The sequence below is a fragment of the bacterium genome (genome assembly GCA_021158245.1).
Lineage (GTDB): Bacteria > Zhuqueibacterota > QNDG01 > QNDG01 > QNDG01 > QNDG01.
Genome location: JAGGVB010000060.1, coordinates 1 through 21153, shown reverse-complemented (window position 1 = coordinate 21153; position 21153 = coordinate 1). Strand labels below are relative to the sequence as shown.

20 protein-coding genes and 1 tRNA gene are annotated in these 21153 nt (G+C 37.5%); 3 read left to right on the top strand and 18 right to left on the bottom strand.

Annotated elements, in window-relative coordinates; all coding sequences use genetic code 11:
- Nucleotides 1–5: 5 nt before the first annotated feature.
- The 18 genes from J7K93_03700 to ispE form a co-directional block, all read right to left on the bottom strand.
- Nucleotides 6–446, bottom strand: a complete 441-nt coding sequence (locus J7K93_03700; protein MCD6116097.1) for an archease — start codon at nt 444–446, stop codon at nt 6–8.
- Between the two features lie 8 nt (nt 447–454).
- Nucleotides 455–2914, bottom strand: coding sequence for a DNA gyrase subunit A (gene gyrA, locus J7K93_03695; protein ID MCD6116096.1), 2460 nt, complete (start codon nt 2912–2914; stop codon nt 455–457).
- Nucleotides 2915–2968: 54 nt separating this feature from the next.
- The gene (gyrB, locus tag J7K93_03690; protein MCD6116095.1) at nt 2969–4867 is read right to left on the bottom strand and encodes a DNA topoisomerase (ATP-hydrolyzing) subunit B; all 1899 of its coding nucleotides are present in this window, start codon (nt 4865–4867) and stop codon (nt 2969–2971) included.
- A gap of 22 nt (nt 4868–4889) precedes the next feature.
- On the bottom strand, nt 4890–5165 hold the full coding sequence (locus tag J7K93_03685; protein MCD6116094.1) for a DUF721 domain-containing protein: 276 nt from the start codon (nt 5163–5165) through the stop codon (nt 4890–4892).
- A gap of 3 nt (nt 5166–5168) precedes the next feature.
- Nucleotides 5169–6287 carry a DNA polymerase III subunit beta gene (dnaN, locus tag J7K93_03680; GenBank protein ID MCD6116093.1) on the bottom strand — a complete coding sequence of 373 codons (1119 nt, stop codon included), beginning with the start codon at nt 6285–6287 and terminating at the stop codon, nt 5169–5171.
- A gap of 305 nt (nt 6288–6592) precedes the next feature.
- On the bottom strand, nt 6593–7987 hold the full coding sequence (gene dnaA, locus J7K93_03675) for a chromosomal replication initiator protein DnaA (GenBank protein ID MCD6116092.1): 1395 nt from the start codon (nt 7985–7987) through the stop codon (nt 6593–6595).
- 267 nt (nt 7988–8254) lie between these two features.
- Nucleotides 8255–10162: a VWA domain-containing protein gene (locus J7K93_03670; protein MCD6116091.1), complete on the bottom strand. Its 1908-nt coding sequence runs from the start codon at nt 10160–10162 to the stop codon at nt 8255–8257.
- Between the two features lie 214 nt (nt 10163–10376).
- Entirely contained in the window at nt 10377–11387 is a 1011-nt protein-coding gene (gene tsaD / locus J7K93_03665; protein ID MCD6116090.1) for a tRNA (adenosine(37)-N6)-threonylcarbamoyltransferase complex transferase subunit TsaD, read from the bottom strand.
- The gene (locus J7K93_03660; GenBank protein MCD6116089.1) at nt 11384–12328 is read right to left on the bottom strand and encodes a hypothetical protein; all 945 of its coding nucleotides are present in this window, start codon (nt 12326–12328) and stop codon (nt 11384–11386) included. The genes tsaD and J7K93_03660 overlap by 4 nt, the downstream gene beginning before the upstream one ends.
- 73 nt (nt 12329–12401) lie before the next feature.
- Nucleotides 12402–12593: a hypothetical protein gene (locus J7K93_03655; protein MCD6116088.1), complete on the bottom strand. Its 192-nt coding sequence runs from the start codon at nt 12591–12593 to the stop codon at nt 12402–12404.
- 66 nt (nt 12594–12659) lie between these two features.
- Nucleotides 12660–13103: a 50S ribosomal protein L9 gene (gene rplI / locus J7K93_03650; protein MCD6116087.1), complete on the bottom strand. Its 444-nt coding sequence runs from the start codon at nt 13101–13103 to the stop codon at nt 12660–12662.
- A 40-nt stretch (nt 13104–13143) separates the two neighbouring features.
- The gene (locus J7K93_03645) at nt 13144–13347 is read right to left on the bottom strand and encodes a 30S ribosomal protein S18 (GenBank protein MCD6116086.1); all 204 of its coding nucleotides are present in this window, start codon (nt 13345–13347) and stop codon (nt 13144–13146) included.
- A 125-nt stretch (nt 13348–13472) separates the two neighbouring features.
- The gene (gene rpsF / locus J7K93_03640) at nt 13473–13913 is read right to left on the bottom strand and encodes a 30S ribosomal protein S6 (GenBank protein MCD6116085.1); all 441 of its coding nucleotides are present in this window, start codon (nt 13911–13913) and stop codon (nt 13473–13475) included.
- A gap of 93 nt (nt 13914–14006) precedes the next feature.
- Complete coding sequence (locus J7K93_03635; protein ID MCD6116084.1) at nt 14007–14654, bottom strand: 50S ribosomal protein L25; 648 nt, start codon at nt 14652–14654, stop codon at nt 14007–14009.
- A gap of 30 nt (nt 14655–14684) precedes the next feature.
- Nucleotides 14685–15617 (bottom strand): ribose-phosphate pyrophosphokinase, encoded by a 933-nt coding sequence (locus J7K93_03630; GenBank protein ID MCD6116083.1) that lies wholly within the window; start codon nt 15615–15617, stop codon nt 14685–14687.
- Between the two features lie 119 nt (nt 15618–15736).
- A tRNA-Gln gene (locus J7K93_03625) sits at nt 15737–15808 on the bottom strand.
- A 49-nt stretch (nt 15809–15857) separates the two neighbouring features.
- Nucleotides 15858–16163, bottom strand: a complete 306-nt coding sequence (locus J7K93_03620) for a SpoVG family protein (protein ID MCD6116082.1) — start codon at nt 16161–16163, stop codon at nt 15858–15860.
- A gap of 16 nt (nt 16164–16179) precedes the next feature.
- Nucleotides 16180–17064 carry a 4-(cytidine 5'-diphospho)-2-C-methyl-D-erythritol kinase gene (gene ispE / locus J7K93_03615; protein MCD6116081.1) on the bottom strand — a complete coding sequence of 295 codons (885 nt, stop codon included), beginning with the start codon at nt 17062–17064 and terminating at the stop codon, nt 16180–16182.
- A 474-nt stretch (nt 17065–17538) separates the two neighbouring features.
- Here ispE and J7K93_03610 point away from each other — a divergent pair, with 474 nt between their 5' ends.
- The 3 genes from J7K93_03610 to hypB form a co-directional block, all read left to right on the top strand.
- Entirely contained in the window at nt 17539–18312 is a 774-nt protein-coding gene (locus J7K93_03610) for a UDP-2,3-diacylglucosamine diphosphatase (protein ID MCD6116080.1), read from the top strand.
- The gene (locus J7K93_03605) at nt 18287–20482 is read left to right on the top strand and encodes a PBP1A family penicillin-binding protein (protein ID MCD6116079.1); all 2196 of its coding nucleotides are present in this window, start codon (nt 18287–18289) and stop codon (nt 20480–20482) included. Before J7K93_03610 ends, J7K93_03605 begins: the two co-directional genes overlap by 26 nt.
- A gap of 16 nt (nt 20483–20498) precedes the next feature.
- Nucleotides 20499–21153, top strand: a 655-nt coding sequence (gene hypB / locus J7K93_03600) for a hydrogenase nickel incorporation protein HypB (GenBank protein MCD6116078.1), incomplete at its 3' end; no start/stop codon positions are given.

Here is a 21153-nt window from a genome sequence, read left to right as displayed (position 1 = left end):
TTTGTCTACAAATCAAAAATTACGGTTGCTTTCCAGTCCTTCTTTTCTCCCTTGAGCCTTAAGATATGGCGCGTTACTGCTTTAATTTCATTGCAAACTTCGTGCCTTTCTATATCTAGTTTTTCACCGTAAAGAAATGCAGATATATAGTACATTTTTCCTTTTATACCGGAAAATTCGTCTATTTTTAATCGGAGAGATGAGAAAACCATGCCGGTTGAATTTATCTGATATAATACTTCCTTTAACCATTGAAAAAACAATTCCTCAAGAGAATAACTTGAAATGTTTATTTCTATCTCTTGTTTTCTTTCTACAGTATCAGGATCAACAATTAAAGAACACATGCCAAGCGCTGCATATTCAAATACTTCTTCACAGGAATCTCCGCGGATATTAAGGCCTGCATCAGCGGTGTGGTCGAAAAATGTATATGCCCCGGGCACTTTGACCGTTACTCTTTTACTTCCTCTGAATTTTCTTCTGTATCTTCCTCACGAACAACACGGGCAACATCCGCAACACTGTCGCTGTCATTCAGGCTTATAAGGCGTACTCCCTGTGTATTCCTGCCGATGACTTTTATTTTCCCTATGTTTTGTCGTATCACTTTTCCTTTTTCTGTAATTATTAACAGATCTTCCTCGTCCAGAACATCCATTATTGCAATCATGTTTCCTACTCTTGGGGTTGTCTTAAGGGAAATTATCCCTTTTCCTCCACGAGATGTCACTCTGTAATCAGAGATACTGGACCGCTTCCCGTATCCTCTGTCTGTAACAACAAGAAGCGTTCCTTCTCTGCGGACAACAACCATCCCTATAACCCTGTCACTACTATCAAGAGCAATACCCTTTACACCTGCTGCAGTACGCCCCATTGAACGAACCTTGCTTTCATTGAACCTGATGGCCTTGCCGTTAAATGTGCCGATTACAATATCATTTGTACCATCAGTAAGCTTTGCCCCGATGAGCTCGTCGCCTTCGCGAATATTTATAGCGTTTATTCCATTTTTTCTCGGATTGGAAAAAGCTGCGAGATTTGTTTTTTTCACAAGCCCGTGCATAGTTGCCATAAAAACAAAATGCTCATCATCAAAAGAGCGAACAGGAACAACAGCTTTTACGTTCTCACCCTTGGAAACAGCGATAAGATTAACTACAGCCCGTCCTCTTGATCCTCTTCCGGCCTGCGGAAGTTCATGAACCTTGAGCCAGTAACACTTTCCCATATTAGTGAAAAATAAAATGTGGTGATGTGTTGATGCTACAAAGAGGTGCTCCAGCGAATCTGTCTCCTTTGTATCTGCACCAATAACTCCTACACCGCCTCTTTTCTGCCTTCTGTAGCCTGAAACCGGAAACCGCTTGATATATCCAGAATGAGTTATAGTTATCACCATATCTTCTTCAGCTATCATATCTTCAACTGAGAACTCTTCTGTTTCAGAAACTATCTCCGTTCTTCTTTCATCGCCATACTTATCCTTAATATCTCTCAGCTCGCTCTTTATAACATCCATCTGCTTGTCACGGCTTGCAAGAATGGATTTTAAACGCTCTATCTCTTTAATAAGGCGTAGATATTCTTCTTCTATTTTTTTTCTCTCAAGCCCTGTAAGGCGCTGTAAACGCATCTCAAGTATAGCTTTTGCCTGTATTTCCGAGAGGCCGAAGGTGCGCATAAGGCCAGTCTTTGCAGTTTCAGGATTTCTCGATTTTTTAATTAATGCTACTATCTCATCAATATGATCAAGTGCTATTTTAAGGCCCTCAAGAATGTGAGCCCTTTTTTCCGCTTTATCAAGATCAAATTTAGTTCTCCGCAGTACAACCTGATGCCTGTGATTTACAAACTCCTGCAGCATCTCCTTAAGAGTAAGCACTCTCGGTTTTCTGTTTACAAGAGCAAGCATTATAACACCGAAAGTCGACTGCATCTGAGTTTTAACATAAAGTTTGTTTAATATTACTTCTGCCTGAGCATCACGTTTAAGCTCTATAACTATGCGCATTCCGTCACGGTCAGATTCATCCCTTAAATCCGCTATTCCGACAATCTTTTTATCCTTGACAAGCCCTACAATATTGTTTATAAGATTTGTTTTGTTGAGTTGATAAGGTATCTCGGATATGATAATTGCTTCCCGTCCTGAACGGGCTTTTTCAAGGCTTGCACGAGCTCTCACAACTACTTTACCGCGGCCCGTCATGTAAGCATCCTTAATTCCCTGGTCTCCGTAAATAATTCCACCCGTAGGAAAATCCGGACCGCTAATGTATTTCATTAACGTTTCTATATGGATATCCGGCCTGTTAATAAGTGCAATAAGCGCATCTATGACTTCCGAAATATTGTGCGGCGGTATGTTTGTAGCCATACCCACTGCAATACCGCTGGATCCGTTTACAAGCAGATTAGGTATTACAGACGGCATAACAACAGGTTCTTTAAGAGATTCATCAAAATTCGGTACAAAATCAACAGTCTCTTTTTCAATATCCTTTATCATTTCATGGGCAATTGGATTCAACCTTGCTTCCGTATACCTCATAGCCGCAGGAGAATCACCGTCTATGGAACCAAAGTTACCCTGGCCTTCCACAAGAGGATATCTTATTGAAAAGTCCTGTGCCATTCTAACCATAGCATCATAAACTGCAGTATCTCCGTGGGGATGGTACTTACCGAGAACATCGCCGACAATACGTGCAGATTTTCTAAACGGTTTTCCTGATGTAACACCCAGCTCTTTCATACCGTATAGAATTCTTCTATGTACAGGTTTTAACCCGTCTCTTACATCCGGAAGGGCACGAGCCACTATTACAGACATAGAATAATCAATGTAGGAGCTTTTCATCTCCTCTTCGATATATACCGGAATAATTCTGTCTCTTTTTTTAACCATAAATAAATCCTAATCCTTACTTCTTTTAAATTAAATTTTATTACAGCGGACTTATTAAATGTCGAGATTCCTTACTTCGTGGGCATTCTCCTCAATAAACTCACGCCTCGGCTCAACCCTGTCTCCCATCAAGACAGAGAAAATATGGTCCGCTTCAACAGCATCGTCTATATTTACCTTAAGCACTGTTCTCGTGTTACTGTCCATAGTAGTTTTCCACAACTGCTCAGGATTCATCTCTCCAAGGCCTTTGTATCTCTGGATATGAACACCATTATTGCCAAGCTGTTTTGCAATAGACTCTCTTTCCTCGTCAGAATAGGCATAAAACTCCTGTTTGCCTTTCTTAATCAGATAAAGAGGAGGCTGTGCAATATACAGGTGTCCATTATCAACAAGTTCCCTCATGTAACGGAAAAAGAATGTAAGCAGAAGAGTGCGAATATGAGAGCCGTCAACATCAGCATCTGTCATTATAATTATTTTATGATACCTTAATTTGGAGATATCAAAAGATTCTGATCCTATACCTGTACCTAGAGCTGTAATCATTGTCTGAATTTCATTGTTATTAAGTATTTTCTCAAGGCTGGCTTTTTCAACGTTAAGAATCTTGCCTCTTAAAGGGAGTATGGCCTGAAACTGCCTGTCCCTGCCCATTTTTGCAGATCCGCCCGCTGAATCTCCCTCAACAATATACAGTTCAGACATACTGGGATCTTTTATAGAACAGTCAGCAAGTTTGCCGGGCAGGCTCCCGCTGTCAAGGGCTGATTTCCTGCGTGTCAGCTCTCTCGCCTTGCGTGCAGCTTCACGGGATTTTGCTGCTGTAAATGCTTTAAGAATTATTTTTTTTGCAATCGGTGGGTTCTGTTCAAGAAACTCTGATAAACCCTCGCCGACAACTGACTCAACAATTCCCCTTACTTCGCTGTTGCCTAGTTTAGTTTTTGTCTGTCCTTCAAACTGAGGGTCCACAACCTTTATGCTTATAACTGCTGTAAGGCCTTCTCTTACATCATCACCAGAAAGATTCTTCAAGGAATTTTTAAAAAGGTTATTTTTCTGTGCATAAAAATTTAACGTTCTTGTTAAAGCACCTCTGAAACCCATAATATGAGTTCCGCCTTCAATAGTCGGTATGTTGTTGACAAAGCTGAAAACATTCTGTTGATACGAATCATTATATTGAAACGCTACGCTTACGTCAACGTCTTCTTTTACAGATTCAATTACAATAGGAGTTTTTTGAAGGGAAGTTCTTGTAGAATCGAGATACTGGACAAATTCCTTGATACCTCCTTTTGCAAAAAATTCTTTGTCCTTACCGGTCCTTTCATCAATCAGTCTGATTTTGAGGCCTTTATTTAAAAACGAAAGCTCCATAAAACGCTGGCCTAAAATTTCAAACTTAAAATTCAATGTCTTGAAAATTGTAGAATCAGGTTTAAAATATGTTTCTGTACCCCTTTTTTTACTTTTCCCTTCAATTATCATATCACATGTAGGAACACCTCTTTCATACTCCTGCATATATACATTACCGTCACGGAACACTCTCACTCTTGCTTTTTCCGATAATGCATTGGTAACTGATACGCCGACACCGTGAAGACCTCCTGATACTTTATAAGTATCTTTGTCAAACTTCCCCCCTGCATGAAGGGTTGTCATAACAACTTCCAAAGCCGGCCTGTTCTGAACAGGGTGAATATCAACAGGTATTCCCCTGCCGTCATCTGATACAGTAACTGCATCATCTTTATGAATCGTTACTGTAATATTATTACAAAACCCTGCAAGAGCTTCATCAACGCTGTTATCAACAACTTCATAAACAAGATGATGAAGACCTCGAACCGCAACGTCTCCTATATACATAGACGGACGTTTCCTGACGCCTTCGAGCCCTTTTAGCACTACTATTTTCTTTGCATCATATTTTTCTGTCATACTGAAGAAACCATCCTATTATTTAAAGTAAAACTATCTCATTTACTTCCTTAGAACCTATGTCTCTGTTTATTTTATCAATTATCTCCTGCTTGTAAAAAACAAGTTCATTCCTCCATGAATCATTTTTTACTTTCACAAAAACCTTGCCGTTCGAAAAACGCAGAAATTCCGTTACAGATGCAATTTTGTCACCTACAACATCCGGCCACCTGACAAATGTCTTATAATTTCTAACAGGCTTTTCTATACCTGCCGATACAAATATTCTGTTAAAAATACTGCTGATATTTTCCATAATCTATGTATTTAATTTTATAGGCATTATCAACATACTGAAATCTTCATTCTCTTCCTGTACTTCCGGAGTGATAAGAGCTGCCCTCACAGGGCTTTTTAAATGAAAATTTACATTTTCAGTATCTACATGTTTTAATATGTCCATTATATATTGAGCGTTATAACCTATCTCCATTGGTTCATATGCATACTCAGCTGCAAGTTCCTCTCTGGCTTCGCCTCCTATATCAGCATCTTCCGAGCCTACAAATATTTTTCCATCATCCAAAGAAAAACTAACCTGGTGTGTAAGAGCACTTGAAAAAAGAGAAACTCTTTTTACTGACGAGATTAACAGGTCTCTGTTAACTGCCAGAATTTTATCATTATCCCTTGGTATTACTTTTTCATAATCAGGATATTCTCCTTCTACAAGCCTCGTGTAAAGAGTAGTATCCCCAAAATTAAAAGTAAGGCTGTTATCATCTATAATGAGTTTTGTATTTCCCGGATTACTCAAATTTTTTAACGCTGTCTGTACTGCTTTGGGAGGAACTATCATGTTCACTTCAGAACCTTCAAATGAAAGTCCTTTATTGACAATTTTTGAAAGTCTGTGTCCATCGGTTGCTACCATTCTTAATTCATTCGGCAGCATCTGAAGATAAACTCCCATAAGAGAGGGACGCAGTTCTTCGGAAGAAACAGCAAATATTGTTTTACTGAACATCCTGCCAAGAATTTGATTATCTATCTCAAACTCCTGCCCTCCTGTCATAGAGACCATCTGAGGAAAATTATCTTTTGTAAAACCTGTAATTTGATAGCGTCCCCTGTCCGTTGTAATTTTTAATCTATTGGATTCTCCTAATTCAAAATTTACCGGAATATCAGGAAGAGCTCTTATTGTCTCTATGACAACCCTTGCAGGCAATGCAATTGCTCCGTCCCGTTCAAAGCTTTCAGGATTTATCTTTGTTGAAACTGACACTTCGAGGTCAGTACCGGTAATTTTAAGGGAATTACCCTCCTGTTCAAAAAGAATTGTTTCAAGTATCGGAGTTGTTGATCTCGCCGGTATAACGCCCGAAACTATCTGGAGTGAATCTAAAAGATTTTTTTGTAAAACTGTAAATTTCATAATATTTTTCCTCCGGGATGATAAACATATTTATCAAGACAAAGTAACTAAAAATATATAAATATTCAAGAGAATAATAGTATTTATAGAGATGTTGAAACATGTGAATAAATAAATTTAATAACCTCTTAAAATATTAAAAAACAACAAGATGAATATGTGTTAATTATTATAAAGAAATGTTAATTTAATGTGCATTAATCCGTAACACATGTGTATAAAATGTGGACAAAAAAATAATCTTAAAAAAAGCATTAAAATGTACACATTGAACTCACATTATTTAATAAGTTATCCACATTAAATCACAAAGAAAAAACTTCAATTTTCTTTGATAACATCTCTATAGTATCATATATTTTTTTATTTTTCTTGTCTTTCAACAAGTTCTTTATTGTACGTACACCGTGAATAATAGTGGTGTGGTCTCTTCCTCCAAAATGCAAACCTATGCTTTTTAATGAATATTGAGTCATTTCTTTACATAAATACATAGCAACCTGACGTGCAAAAGCAATTTCTTTTTTTCTGCTTTTACCACGTAAAAGATCATCAGGAATATCAAAATGGTTGCATACTACACTTTGAATTTCTTCTATTGATATATCCTTTCGTTTATTAATAAAAATATCTTTTAAAACTGTTTTTGCAAGGTTAAGAGTAATATCAATACCACGCAGAGAACTTACAGCAAGAAGTTTGATAAGTGCACCTTCAAGCTCTCTGATATTAGATGTAATATTTGTTGCTATATAATCTATGATGTCTGTTGAAAGATCAATTTCATCCATTTGAGCTTTTTGCTGAAGAATTGCAATACGAGTCTCAAGGTCAGGGGGTTGAATGTCAGCAACAAGGCCCCATTGAAAACGGGAGAGAAGCCTCTCTTCAAGTCCTTTGAGATCCCGCGGAGGCCTGTCAGAGCTAAGTACAATCTGTTTGCCTTTTTGGTGAAGGGTATTGAAAGTATGAAAGAATTCTTCCTGTGTTCTTTCTTTACTTATAAAAAATTGTATGTCATCAACAAGAAGCATATCTACATTGCGGTAAATTCTGCTGAATTCCGTTGTCATATTATTTTGAATTGAGTTTATAAAATCTATAGTGAATTTTTCACTGGAAAGATATCTTATTCTTTTTACAGTTTTATTTTCAAGAGCATAATTTCCTATTGCCTGTATAAGGTGTGTTTTACCAAGACCTACTCCGCCGTAAAGCACAAGAGGATTAAAAGAGGTTTTACCTGGTGCTTCAGCTACTGCCAGAGCAGCAGCTTTGGCGAATTGGTTACCGCCTCCTTCAACAAATGTATCAAAAGTATAACGTCTGTTAAGAGATGTTTCATCCCTCCTGAATTGTTCTTCATAAATATTTTCATTAACAGAAGGCAATGATCTGTGTACAGGTGCAGTCTGGGATATATCGTAAACAGGAACTGCACCATTTCCGAGAACCGTAGTAAGGGATGAGCGGATAATGTGAGGATAGTATTCTTCAATCCATTCATAAAAAAATTGGCTTGGTACCTGGATTGTAAGACGCCTGTTTTCAAGTTTTATTGGAATAATGGGAGCAAACCAGGTTTGAAAACTCTGGGGATTAACTGTTTCCTTAATTATGTCAAGGCATGCATCCCATACACGTTCGGGAGAGGAGTTATCCACAGAAAAAGCCAAGTTATCCACAGGTTGAGACATCATTCACCCCTTTAAATAGACAAATAAAAAAATTTAAATTATAAATCTATGTAACTCCTGTAAAATCAAGAGGAAACTAAACATTAGATATATTATCTTTATTAAGCTATTTCGTTAAAATTCAATGATAAAGAGGCGGGGGAAGGTGGATAAATAAATTATCCACAACTTATCCACACACACTAACTTATCTTTCAGTGAATTAAATATATCAATACGAAAGTAAATGTCAAGTGAAAATCAAAAAAACGTACTGCTAAGGCATTGATTTTATAACAAGCCATGTTTTTTTCGTAAAAACCATTCAAGTACAGGAAGGAAAATTAACAGAATTAAAAGGTACGGATATAATAAAAAGTCTATTTGTTTTATTAACTTTTTTTTGAAAGAGAATGAAGAGATTTTATTAAAAAAATTGTTTAAGGATGAATCAGGAGAAAGAAACTTACCATTTGTAGAAGATGCTGTTAGTTTTAAAACATTAAGGTCAACAACAGGGTTTTGAAATTCAGAATTAAAATGAGAAACAAATACAGAAGAAGTATCAATGCAGGAAATTTTTCCATCAATTATGCCTGAAGCACGGATTGAATATGTTCCTGGTTCTGTTAACCTGAAAACGGATGAAAATATACCGTTACCGCGGTTTGTAAGAGCTCCGTTAAAAAAGGATATGCCGTTTTTGACGATATCAATCCTTACGGAACCTGTTGTTACGGGCTTGTACAGGCCGTCATATAGTTGGCAGGAGATGCCTATCTCCTCGCTGCTTTGAATATTGAGCCGGTCTGTTTTTAAAACAACATTACCATTATTTAAATTCATTCTTAATGCAAGCCATCTGATTGTGTTTTCAACTAATTTATTAAAAAAGGAAGATGTCTTGTTTCTAAGTGCCCAGGTGTAGAAACCTTGTGTCCATAGAAAGACATTTTTATTTTTGGATGTTGTAAGTGTAGAAATTACAGGAATGGATTTTTGATTAGGTTTTGTTGATGAACCTGTTAAAACATTGCCTAAAGGCAGAGAACAATATATTTTATTAAAAGAGGTGTAAACAGGCGGAAGTTCATAATAATGAAAAAGCCCGAGATTTGAAAGAATAGGATGAGATGAAAAAGCTGGAGAAGGATTAATCACAACAGGATATTTGCCGGAAGCAGGGGATAATGAAAAAGGGAAATATTTTTCAAATTCTTTTGAAGGGGGAAGGGATTGTAAAACAAGAAAAGAGCCCTTAAAAGTATGTAATACTTTATCAATGTATAGTTTTCTGTAATTAAAATTATCTATGTTAAATACATTATTTAAAATAACAACGTCAAATGAAGTTATATCGTTTTTATTCGGAAAGGATCCTTCGTAAGAACCGCCTTTTTTCGTAAATGTATTGGAGATAACGTCAACATCCGGATCTTTCTGTAATACTCTTTTAATAAAAAGCCCGTCAGGATTAGGTGACCCTGATAACATAAAAACTTTTATTTTGCTTTTTAGTACTTTAAGCTTAAAATCTTTAAAATTATTTTTATATGTATACTCTCCTTTAAGGTGGGGTAAAGAGACTTTGAGAAGAAAATCTCCGGGTGTTTTTGGATAAAAAGAGAGAACAGCTTTAACGAGTTCTCCATTGCCTGACAATGAAATAATTTTTGAACTGTAAAGACGATTGTTTGAAAAAAGTTGTAAAGGAACTTTAACATTTTTATAGCCGCGAGATAGAATTTCTGCTTCAATGTTTATTCCTGTACCGGCATAAGCAACTTCATTGGTTTTCAAATCTACAAGCTCCAAATCTCTGGGAATTGTATAATTGCCGGCTGCAATGGTATAAACAGGGCAGCCCATATCTTTTGCCATATATACAGGGTTAAGCCCTCTGTTATAATTTCCGTCTGAAAAAAGAAGAACTGCGTTAAATTGAGCCGGAGCAATACTTTGTCGAAGTTTTTTGAAAGCGAGGGATATATTAGTACTTTTTGCAAGATTCTCAGGAAGAAAGATAGTCCCCTTTTTCGATATGAGAGCGTCTCCGCCAAAAGTACAGAAAACAGGATTAAAGCGATTGGTTAACTTTTTAAATTCTCTGCCGGAAATTATAGAATTTATAGTATCTGATCTTTTTTTACCTCCGTCAATTAAATTCATAGAATCAGACTGGTCTATCAAAATACCCAAATAAGGTATATCTTTTACGTAAAAAGATATTGATAAAAAACGGAAGAATATCAATAGGAAGATGATGGAGAGTTCAAAAAATCTTAAAAATATAAAGACAGTTCTAATATGTTTATCTGAAGTAGCCGGAGTTTTTGAATAAAAATGAATACTTAAAATGAGAATTCCGGCCAATCCGGAGAGGATTAAAAGCAATTTTAACAAATAACCCATATCAATGTTGACGAAAAGGAAAGTTTAAGGATACAGCAGGAGAAATAGAAAGAGGGGAGTTTTCTCCTGAAGATAAATAAAAGTTTCCAGCCCCGGCAATCATTGCACCGTTGTCTGAGCACAACGAGGGGCTAGGTACTGAAACGCGTATATTACTGTCCTTAAAGAGCTGAATCATTCTTTTGTGGAGATGTTTGTTAACAGCGACTCCGCCGCCGATACAGATTTGATTAACGCCTGTTGATTCGGCAGCATCCTTGGTTTTGTTGACAAGCACATCAACAACTGCCTCCTGGAAGCATGCGGCTATGTCAGAGATGTGCTTTTTTGTTTCAGCCTCGCCTATTTTTTGTACATGGTTAAGTACAGAGGTTTTAATGCCGCTGAAACTGAAATCAAGGCTGCCGCTTTTAAGGTATGCTCTGGGAAAACGAATATAAGAGAGGTCTCCTTTAAGTGCGGATTGTTCAATAAACGGGCCGCCGGGGTATCCGAGTTTAAGAAGTTTTGCAACCTTGTCAAATGCTTCGCCTGCTGCATCGTCTCTCGTTCTGCCGAGAGTAAGGTAATCTCCCCATTCTTTTACATACACGAGCTGTGTGTGCCCTCCTGAGACAAGAAGAATAATAAAAGGTGGATCAACCGAAGGATCTGAAAGTTTGTTAGCCCATATATGCCCTTCAAGGTGATTTATTCCAATAAATGGGAGGTTCCTCGAGAGGGCAAGCCCTTTGGCAAAACTAAGGCCGACAAGAAGAGATCCTGCAAGTCCAGGCCCATAAGTAACAGCTATACCATTAATATCATTAATGATTATTCCAGCTTCGGATAAGGACTGATCTACAACTTTACTTATCAGCTCAATATGGGCACGAGATGCTAGCTCAGGTACAACTCCTCCGAAGGAACGATGTACGGTTTGCGTAGAGATAACATTAGATAATATTTTACCATTATCCAGCACTGCAGCGCTGGTGTCATCACAAGATGTTTCTATACCAAGTACTATCATTGGTTAACTATGATCTCAAAAAATTGAGGTTTTGCCTGATAAGTTATAATATTATCAGGAAGTTCAATAACAGCTCTTATTTTATTTCTGGAATACTTGTTAATAGAACGATAATCAATTTCAGCTTTTATCATTGAGGGATCAATACTGGTTAAAACACCGACTCCAGCCTGAAGTTTAAGGGTTAAAGCGGATGGAACAACCATTGCACTGACGCCTGAAGGAACATTGACAAAATTAACAGGGATGTGTTGGAATATTCGTTCTCCAATTCTCTGGAAACGGGCTTTGAATTTAACCTTTTTACATGAGATTTCTATATTATCGTTGGCTGGATTAACAAGATTAACTTCTTTTGAAAAATCTTTAGTAATTCTTTTATAAAAGACAGAATCAGTTGAAATGCTCTTTATTTCGTTTAATTGTGAACGGGGCCCGCTTATTAAGATGGAATCGGGTTCAAGTACAATACTGCCAACCTGGATATACCCGTTTAAAGGATTAAGAGATATGCAAGAGTTAACAGGAATCTTTTTTGTAGAAAATTTATCAAGTTCTATTTTAACCTTTTTTGGAGAGACTATTTTTACTGGGGTTATTCTGCTGTTTTCCGGCATACCCTCGATCATGTTAACATTTAAATTGTACGTTTTTGTCTGTTTGATGTTTTTAAGGTTGATAAGAAGCTTTTTTTTGCTGTATATAAAGCGAATAATGTCTTTGCCGTTGCCCTTTACTTCAACAGAAATACTTTCAGGAATTGAGTGCGTTAAAATCCAGCCTGTAGGTTTATTTATAAGAAAAAGGGGGATTTTGACTGTATGGGTAAAATAATTATCAGTAACAACATAAAACCACAGAAAAAGGGCTATAAGAAGCGAAAAGAGTTTAACTTTGGAATCTTTTAGCCATAAATTTTGGAGAATTTTAAGAATGTCCATATTATTCTCCGTTTCGAAAGACAGGCTCAAAAATAGAAGCGCCTGTCCCTTTAGATAGTAAGACTAACTGTAATTACTTTTGAGATGGGCCAACCAGTCTTCCAAAACTGATTTCACCGTTATCAATTCGAATATTAAATCCGCAATCAGGATTAGTGCAGACCCATGCCTTATACCGAATTGCAGCGCCATCTCTACCGTAATCAGATAATGGGATGAGTAGTCCTGAATTGCATTTCTGGCATACAGGCCATTTATTCTCCATAATCTGCCTTCCTTTCTTAATCCTCACACGGAGAAAATTTAAAAAAAGTCCGGATCAGGAACAGAACTATTCTTTAACAACCCAGAGACGCACTTTTGCGTTAACCTCATGGTGAAGTTTAATTACGACTGTGTAAACACCAAGTGCTTTTACGGGTTCTTCCAGATCAATTTTCTTTTTATCAATATCATAGCCTTTTTCCTTCAAAAGGTCAGATATCATCTGAGCAGTAACCGAGCCGAATATGCGATCTTCTTCGCCGACTTTTACAGCAGCTGTAAGTGATACGCTGACAAGCTCTTCTGCAAATTTTTCTGCCTGCTTCTTTTCTTTGTTTTTACGCCCCTCTGACATCTTTTGATCTTCCTGAAGAATGCGGACATTCCTTTTATTTGCAAGAACAGCTATGTTTTGAGGTATAAGGAAATTTCTTGCATAACCATCCTTAACATCAACAACATCGCCAATTGTGCCGAGGCTTTCATATTTCTGCTTTAAAATAACTTTCATTCTTAAGACACCCTTTATTAACTACTTATATTTTAGTTAACTATCGTGATCCGTCAGAAACAAATGGAATAAGGGCAAGATGACGAGCTCTTTTAATAGCTTTAACGAGCTGTCTTTGGTGTTTTGCACATGTTCCGGAGGTTCTGCGCGGTATGATTTTACCAACATCAGATGTAAACTTTAACAGTACTTTTGGGTCTTTATAATCAACATATTTAACCCCGTTTTCACAGAAACGACACATTCGTTTCTTACGTTGCTTTAACAAGACTTCCTCCTTAAAAAAGTTCTAAGTAATTATATTAAAAAAGCAGCAATCAATAAATATCAGAGCCGCTAAAAACGGATGATGTTTATTAGTAATATAGCTTACTGTTCTTTAACCTCGTTATGAACCTGATCATCGGCAGATTCTATTACTGATTTGGACTCCTTAGACTCTTCAGAAACAGGTTTAGTGGTTTCGAGGGCTGCAATTTTACTTTCTTTTCTGGCTTTTTGCCTTGCTTCTTCCTGCAGTAATGATTTTGGAACAAGAAGTGTAAGATAACGAAGTATGGAATCGTCAAGTTTAAACTCTTTTGCCAGTTTCTCAATGAAAGAACCTTCGGCTTCAAATCTTAAACATACATAATAGCCGTATTGTTTCTTTTTGATTTCATAAGCAAGCCGGCGTTTTCCCCACCTGTCAATATTATTCACAACGCCGTTGTCACCGGTGATAAAGTTTTTATACTTTTCGATTGTTTTTTCGATAGCTTCATCAGGCAGATGAGTATCGATAATAAAAGTTGTTTCGTACTGCCTCATATAAATCCTCCCTTTGGTCATTTCGGCCCCCCTTACATAAAGGAGGGCAGGGAAACAAGTGAATAAACAGAGAACTTGTTTCTTAAAAAATAATTATTCAGCAGGCGCTGAATCCTGATTTTCTGAATCTTCAGTTGGTTCTGCGCCTTCTTCACCCTCTTCAGCTTCCACTTCTTCAGCAGCGACTTCAGCAACCCTGGGATGAATAACATTTGCAATTACTTCGTGTTCGTCTGCAACAAACTCAACTTTGTCAAGACTTATCTGTCCGATGGTGATTCCGTCGCCGATATTAAGGTCTGTAATGTCAATTGCTATATGTTCCGGTATATCAAGAGGAAGACCCTCGACTTCAATATCTTTAATTGTATGAACAAGAACACCGCCCTGGTCTTTTACTCCGGTGGGAACACCGTTAAGAATAACAGGAATTTTAAGACGGATTTTTTCTTTAAGGTTAATACCCATAATATCAAAATGAACCAGATCATCAGTAACAGGGTCAATCTGGATTTCACGTAAAATAGATTTTCTCGATTTTTTATCAGGGAAAATCACATCTATGATGTTAACCTCTGTATTTAAAAGGCGCTGCAATTCTCTGGTATTTACGCTTACAGTAACAGCCTCTTCTCCACGGGCATAAAAAATTCCGGGTACAAGGCCGCTTCTTCTAAGTGCTCTGCCTGCACTATGGCCTTTATTATCACGTAGTTCAACATTTAGTGTAACTTCGGGCATGTGTTGCCTCCAATTTCTTTCATATCTTTATTAATTAAACAATGAACTTATTGATTCCTCACTGTGGATTCTTTGTATTGATTCTCCGAAAAGCGGAGCGGCTGAAACCACTTTTATGCAATTTTTACATCTATCAAGTTTATCTTTTGAAATAGATATAGTGTCACTGAGAATCATTTTTGAAATATCAGATTCAAGCAGCCTGTCTATTGCAGCCCCTGACAGCAAGGGATGAGTTCCAACTGCTGCAATGTTTTTAGCACCTGAATTTTTAAGAATCGTAGCTGCTTTGCAGATAGTTCCTGCTGTATCTACCATATCATCAACAAGCACTGCATCTTTTCCCTCAACATTTCCAATGAGGGTCATTCCTTCAACCTGATTAGGCCCTGTCCTTCTTTTATCAACCAATGCAAGGTCTGTATGTAGCCGCGATGCGTATGCTCGTGCTCTGCGAGTGCTTCCTATATCAGGAGCAACTACAACAAGATTTTTAAAACCAAGATTTTTTATAGCATCTATAAAAATTACAGATCCGTAGAGATGATCAAGCGGAATGTTAAAGAACCCCTGAATTGAAGCAGAGTGCAGATCCATTGTTAAAATACGGTCAGCACCTGCAACGGAAATTAAATCTGCAACAAGTTTGGCAGAAAGTGCAACCCGCGGTTCATCTTTTCTGTCCTGCCGTGCATATCCGAAATAGGGAATTACAGCAGTTATTCTTTTGGCTGAAGCACGTCTTGCTGCATCAATAAGAAGAAGCAGTTCGAGCAGATTGTCTCCCGGGGGGTTAGTCGGCTGTATAATAAAAAGATCCACACCGCGGATATTTTCATTATACTTTACCTTTATCTCCCCGTCCTGGAATGTAATAATGTCAACATCTGCCAGAGGCATGTGAAGATAATCTGATATTTTCTGAGCCAGAAGTATATTGGCTCTTCCTGTAACGATTTTCATAAAGCGAGATCCGCATTAAAATAATTTATGAATAAAAAACAAAACCCGGAACCAACATCCCAGTATGGACCGGGTTAGATAGCAAACCCAAAACTTTTATGTAAATTATACATAACAAGCTGGGGCGGGAGGATTCGAACCCCCGAATGCATGGACCAAAACCATGTGTCTTACCACTTGACGACGCCCCAAAGATTAGAATTATTTAAACAGTAAAAGAGGAAAAAACAATTCTATCTGCTAACCAATTACTGTACTCAAGTCATCAATATTAATATTTTGAGGGCAGGCCTTTTGTACTTCTTCCCAGTATTTATCCAAAATTACACCTTCGAGCAAACTTCTGAATTCTTTTTTAATAGGATGTGCAATGTCTTTAAAAGAACCGTCGCGTTTTGCTTTACTGGGCATTGCTATAAAATAACCCTTGGATCCCCTGATAATCTTAAGACCGCGTACAACAAACAGGTCATCAAATGCTATATTGGCAAAACCTTTAAGTTTCTTTTCGTTTCGCAGACTGATAGTAATTTCGGTAATTTTCAAAACCGTCTCCTTGTCTTTAGCGGTTTCTGATAATCCCTCCCGGAGCCTGACGAATAGTCATAGGACTGCAAAAAAAAGAAACATACTTATTGGAAAAGAACTTTTGAACCCTTAGCCCGACTTTACTGCTTTTGAAAAGCCCGTAAATAGTTGAGCCACTTCCTGACATACTGGCGTAAAAAGCGCCCTTTTTATAAAGCTGATCCTTTATATGCTGAAGTTCAGGATACAGCTTAAAAACAGGCACCTCAAAATCGTTGTACAACTCAGACTGAAAGCGATCAATAAGCCAGTCTGTAAAAAGTGCATTAAAGTTAGTGATTTTTTTCTCATTTGTCAAGGCAATTTTAAGTTCTCCATAAGCCCATTTTGTAGAGATATTTATACCAGGACAAACAAGAACAGCAAACCAGTCGTCAGGTATTTTAAGGAACGATAATTCTTCTCCACGACCTCGGCCGATTGCAGTGCCTCCGGTAATGAAAAAAGGGACATCGGAACCTATTTTTTGTGCCAGACTTAATAGATGTTTTGAGGAAAGGGGATTGTTCCAAAGGATGTTTGCTGCAACTAATGTTGCTGCGGCATTGCTGCTTCCGCCGCCGAGCCCTCCTCCCATAGGGATGCGCTTTTTAATATCAATGTTCAAACCGCCGGAAGCCGACGCATTGCTCTTAAAAAGCTCGAATGCATGATACATTAAGTTTGACGAGTCAAGGGGAAGTTCGGGATTATCTGATTTGATAGTTGTGGAATTGTCAGACCTGGAAAAAATTATTTCATCGCACAGATCAATTTCCTGGAAAAGTGTTTCAATGTTATGATAACCATCATTACGTCTTTGTGTGACAGATAAGCCGATGTTAATTTTCGCACAGGATTTAAGATGCACAAATCCCATTAAGGTACGCCTCCCGCATAGCGATGTAAATACTCTAAGAAGAGGAATGCAGCAAAATCCACAGCCAGTAACTCCCCCAATGAATTATGGGCATTTAATTACAAATATCGTTCCAAAAAAAAATAACCGTAGAAAAAACGTCATAACAATATAAAAAATAAAAACTAATATCAAAATAAACATTATGGGTAAAATTAAAAAATATTCAGCATGTGTATACTTTTATATTCATACCTGTAAACAAAACCATACACTAAATTTTTCTGATTTTTTGCAATGAAAACCAACGTTCAATATGGCCGGTCTTACAAACGAAGGAAATCAATCCATACGGCCACTTAAAAACGATTGCATTTAATTGGTTATATATCTATATTTTTAGATTATGGAGTAGGTTTAATAGAACTTAATGGAAAAGATCGGACATATGGCAATATATTATATATTAGTCAAGATGTTTGTGGTGTATATATAATGAGAAACTACTTTTTTATGTCAGATGCTCATTTCGGGCACAGTGATCCGGATACTGAAAAAAACAAAGAGAAAAAGTTTGTTGAATTTTTGGAATATGTAAGAGAGAACGGAAGCGGCCTGTACATTGCAGGAGACCTGTTTGATTTCTGGTTTGAGTATAAATCCTGTATTCCTGTATTTTATTTTAAAATACTGGAGGAATTGAAAAAATGTGTTGAATCCGGATTAGATGTCAGATATATAACAGGGAATCATGATTTTTGGGTTTTTGATTTTTTCCCTGATTATCTCGGAATACCTGTTTATAATGAACATCTGGAACTAAATTTATTTTCTAAGCGTATTTATGTTACACACGGAGATGGCCTTGCAAAGAGTGATTATGGTTACAGAATACTGAAACGTATTATTCAGAACCGAATAAGCATATTTCTTTTTAAACTTGTACATCCTGATTTAAGTTATAATATAGCACGGTTTTTTTCAAGAATGAGCCGGAATCATCGTGAAATAAAGAATAAAGACAGTGAATATATTGAATTTGCCAGGAAAAAATTTGATGAAGGATACGATTACGTTGTAATAGGGCATACACACAGGCCGATGATTTATAAACGTGGAACAAAAAGCTATGTGAATACAGGAGATTGGTACGATAAATTTACATATGCTGAATTAGGCCAAGAGAATATGTATCTTGAAAAATGGGGAAAGCAGCAATACAAAATACAAAAAGAGGAAATTGATGAAACGAACAACAAGGAACTTTGAAAAAAGAAGGCTGAAACTTCCCAAATTCCTTAAGAAGAATAAATGGCTTATATATCCTGTTGTACTGCTTGCTGTAATGGTAATGCTATCGGGAATCATATTAATGCTTCTTGCAAAAAATCTTCCCTCTCTTACTCAACTGGAAAGAGCTACGGATCCGCTTTTAGTGACAAGGATATATTCGAAAGACGGGAAAATCCTGAAGGAACTTTATAAGCAGAAGAGAATAATGGTGCCGCTTGACAGAATTCCGCAGAGCATGATAAATGCTACTGTGGCCATTGAAGATCACGAATTCTACCATCACTGGGGGATTAACTTAAAGAGATTTCCAAAAGCGCTTTATGTTGACCTTAAGTATATGAGATTTAAACAGGGGTTTTCAACAATTACAATGCAGCTTGCAAGAAAGCTTTATCTCTATCCGCAGAAAACAATTATTAGAAAAATAAGAGAGATGCTTACTGCAATTCAGATTGAGCGGACATATTCAAAATCAGAAATACTGGAAATGTATCTTAACAGGATGCCTCTCGGCAGGGGGACGTACGGAGTACAGGCAGCATCTCTTGCATATTTTGGTAAAAATGTAGAAGACCTTAAAACAGAGGAATCAGCTCTGCTGGCAGGGTTATTTCAATTGCCTTACGGTTATTACGTTCCTGACAGAAGCAAAGTGAAAGCTCTTCATAGAAGAAATATTGTATTGAAAAGTATGGAAAGATGTCATTTTATAAATAAAACTCAATACGATTCTTTACGGCAGTTGGATATTAATGTAATTGATAGAAACAGAGATGCAGGAACAATTGCCCCCTATTTTTGTGAGTATGTAAGGAAAAAATTGTACAACAAGTATGGATTAAGGCTTTATACGGACGGTTTATCCATATATACAAGTCTTGACACAAGGGTGCAGGCGTGTGCTGATAGTGCTATAAACAGTTTTATTCCAAAGCTGGAAAAAGATGCCTGGGCAAAGATAATTAAGAGAAGAAAGTTTTTAGATTGGCTAAATCCGCCTCTTGAAACAGAAGATGAAATACAGACGTTTTTGAGCGATTCGGTAAAAGTCGATTCTCTTATCAGAGCAAGAGCAACTCTGCAGTGTGCACTTGTTGCTGTGGAACCAACAACAGGGGATATTATTGCAATGGTGGGCGGCAGGAATTTTGACAGATCCAAGTATAACAGAGTAACGCAGATGAAAAGGCAGCCGGGGTCTAACTTTAAGCCTTTTGCATATACCGTTGCAATTGATAATGGGTGGTCTACAACAACTGAACTTTTAAATCAACCTGTTGTTGTTACTATGGCTGACGGTACACAGTGGCGGCCTAAAAATTATGACGGGAGCACAGGAGGGCCGACAACTTTAAGAGAAGGTTTGCGGCGTTCCCTTAACCTTATAGCAGCGAGGCTTGTACAGGAATTGATACCTCCGGAAAAGGTAGTTGCCTATGCAAAAAGATTCGGTTTTACAACAACGATTCATCCTTTTGACGGTGTTGCCCTGGGCCAGGATGTTGTTATCCCCCTGGAATTAGTTTCAGCTTACAGTGTTTTTGCAAATAAAGGAATAAGGGTTGCACCCACAGCAATACTGAGGGTAGAGGACAAGTACGGAAACGTTTTGGAGAAAGCATCTCCGAGAAGACGGGAGGTTATAAGTTCTGCGACAGCATACATAATGACAGATATGCTGGAAACAGTAATAAACAAAGGAACCGGCCAGGCAGCGCGGTGGAAATATAATTTTTACAGGCCGGCAGGGGGAAAGACAGGAACAACGAATGATTACAGAAATACATGGTTTTCAGGATTTACCCCGCAGATTACATCAACAGTATGGGTCGGTTTTGATGATGAGAGATTAAGCATAGGGGATAAAAGGACAGGTGCTAATACTGCGTTACCTGTTTGGGCTCCTTTTATGCGTATGGCACACGATACACTTAATCTTCCCTTAAGGGATTTTAAGCAGCCTGAAGGTGTTGTAAGAGTTAAAATTTGTGCCGAGTCAAAAAAAATAGCAACTGCCTCGTGCCCAAAGGTGCTTGATGAGGTTTTCTTAAAAAGCCAGGCACCTGTGGATACGTGTGATATTCACAGGAAACCCGGAGGTTCGGCAGTAAAGGGAAACCCGGCAAGAAAGAGGATAATTTTTTAAAGATGGAGACTTGTTAATGAAAACTATCCATACACAAGACGGAAAGACAATAGAGATTCAAATTAATAAACGGCTTTTTGGGAAAAACAGTGAAATTGCAGATCAAAATTTAGAGTTTCTAAATGCTCATAAGGTTAAGTCAGTTGATGTTTTGGGATCTATAGGATCAGGCAAAACATCCGTTATCCAGCAATTGGTAAAAAATCTGAATTCGAAAAAAAGAATAGCTGCAATAACAGGGGATCTTACAACAACTATTGATGCAGACAGAATCGGAAAGTACGGTGCACATGTGCTGCAGATTAATACTGACCAGGGCTGTCATCTTGATGCAAATATGGTGAGAAATGCTTTTGATCAGCTGGACATGTCTGACTTTGATCTTATATTTATTGAAAATGTCGGGAACCTGATCTGCCCAGGCAGCTATCCTGTGGGTGCACACCAGAGAATAGTTGTAGTTTCAACAACAGAAGGGCCGTACATGATTGTAAAGCATCCACATATTTTCAGGGATGCAACAGTAGTAATAATAAATAAAATAGATATGGCAGAAGCAATGGGTGTGGATTTAAAACAGCTTGAAAGAGATGCACTTACAATCAAGCCTTCTATAAAAGTTGTTTTTACCTGCGCCAAGACTGGTGAAGGTATTGAAGAGCTGATTTCCG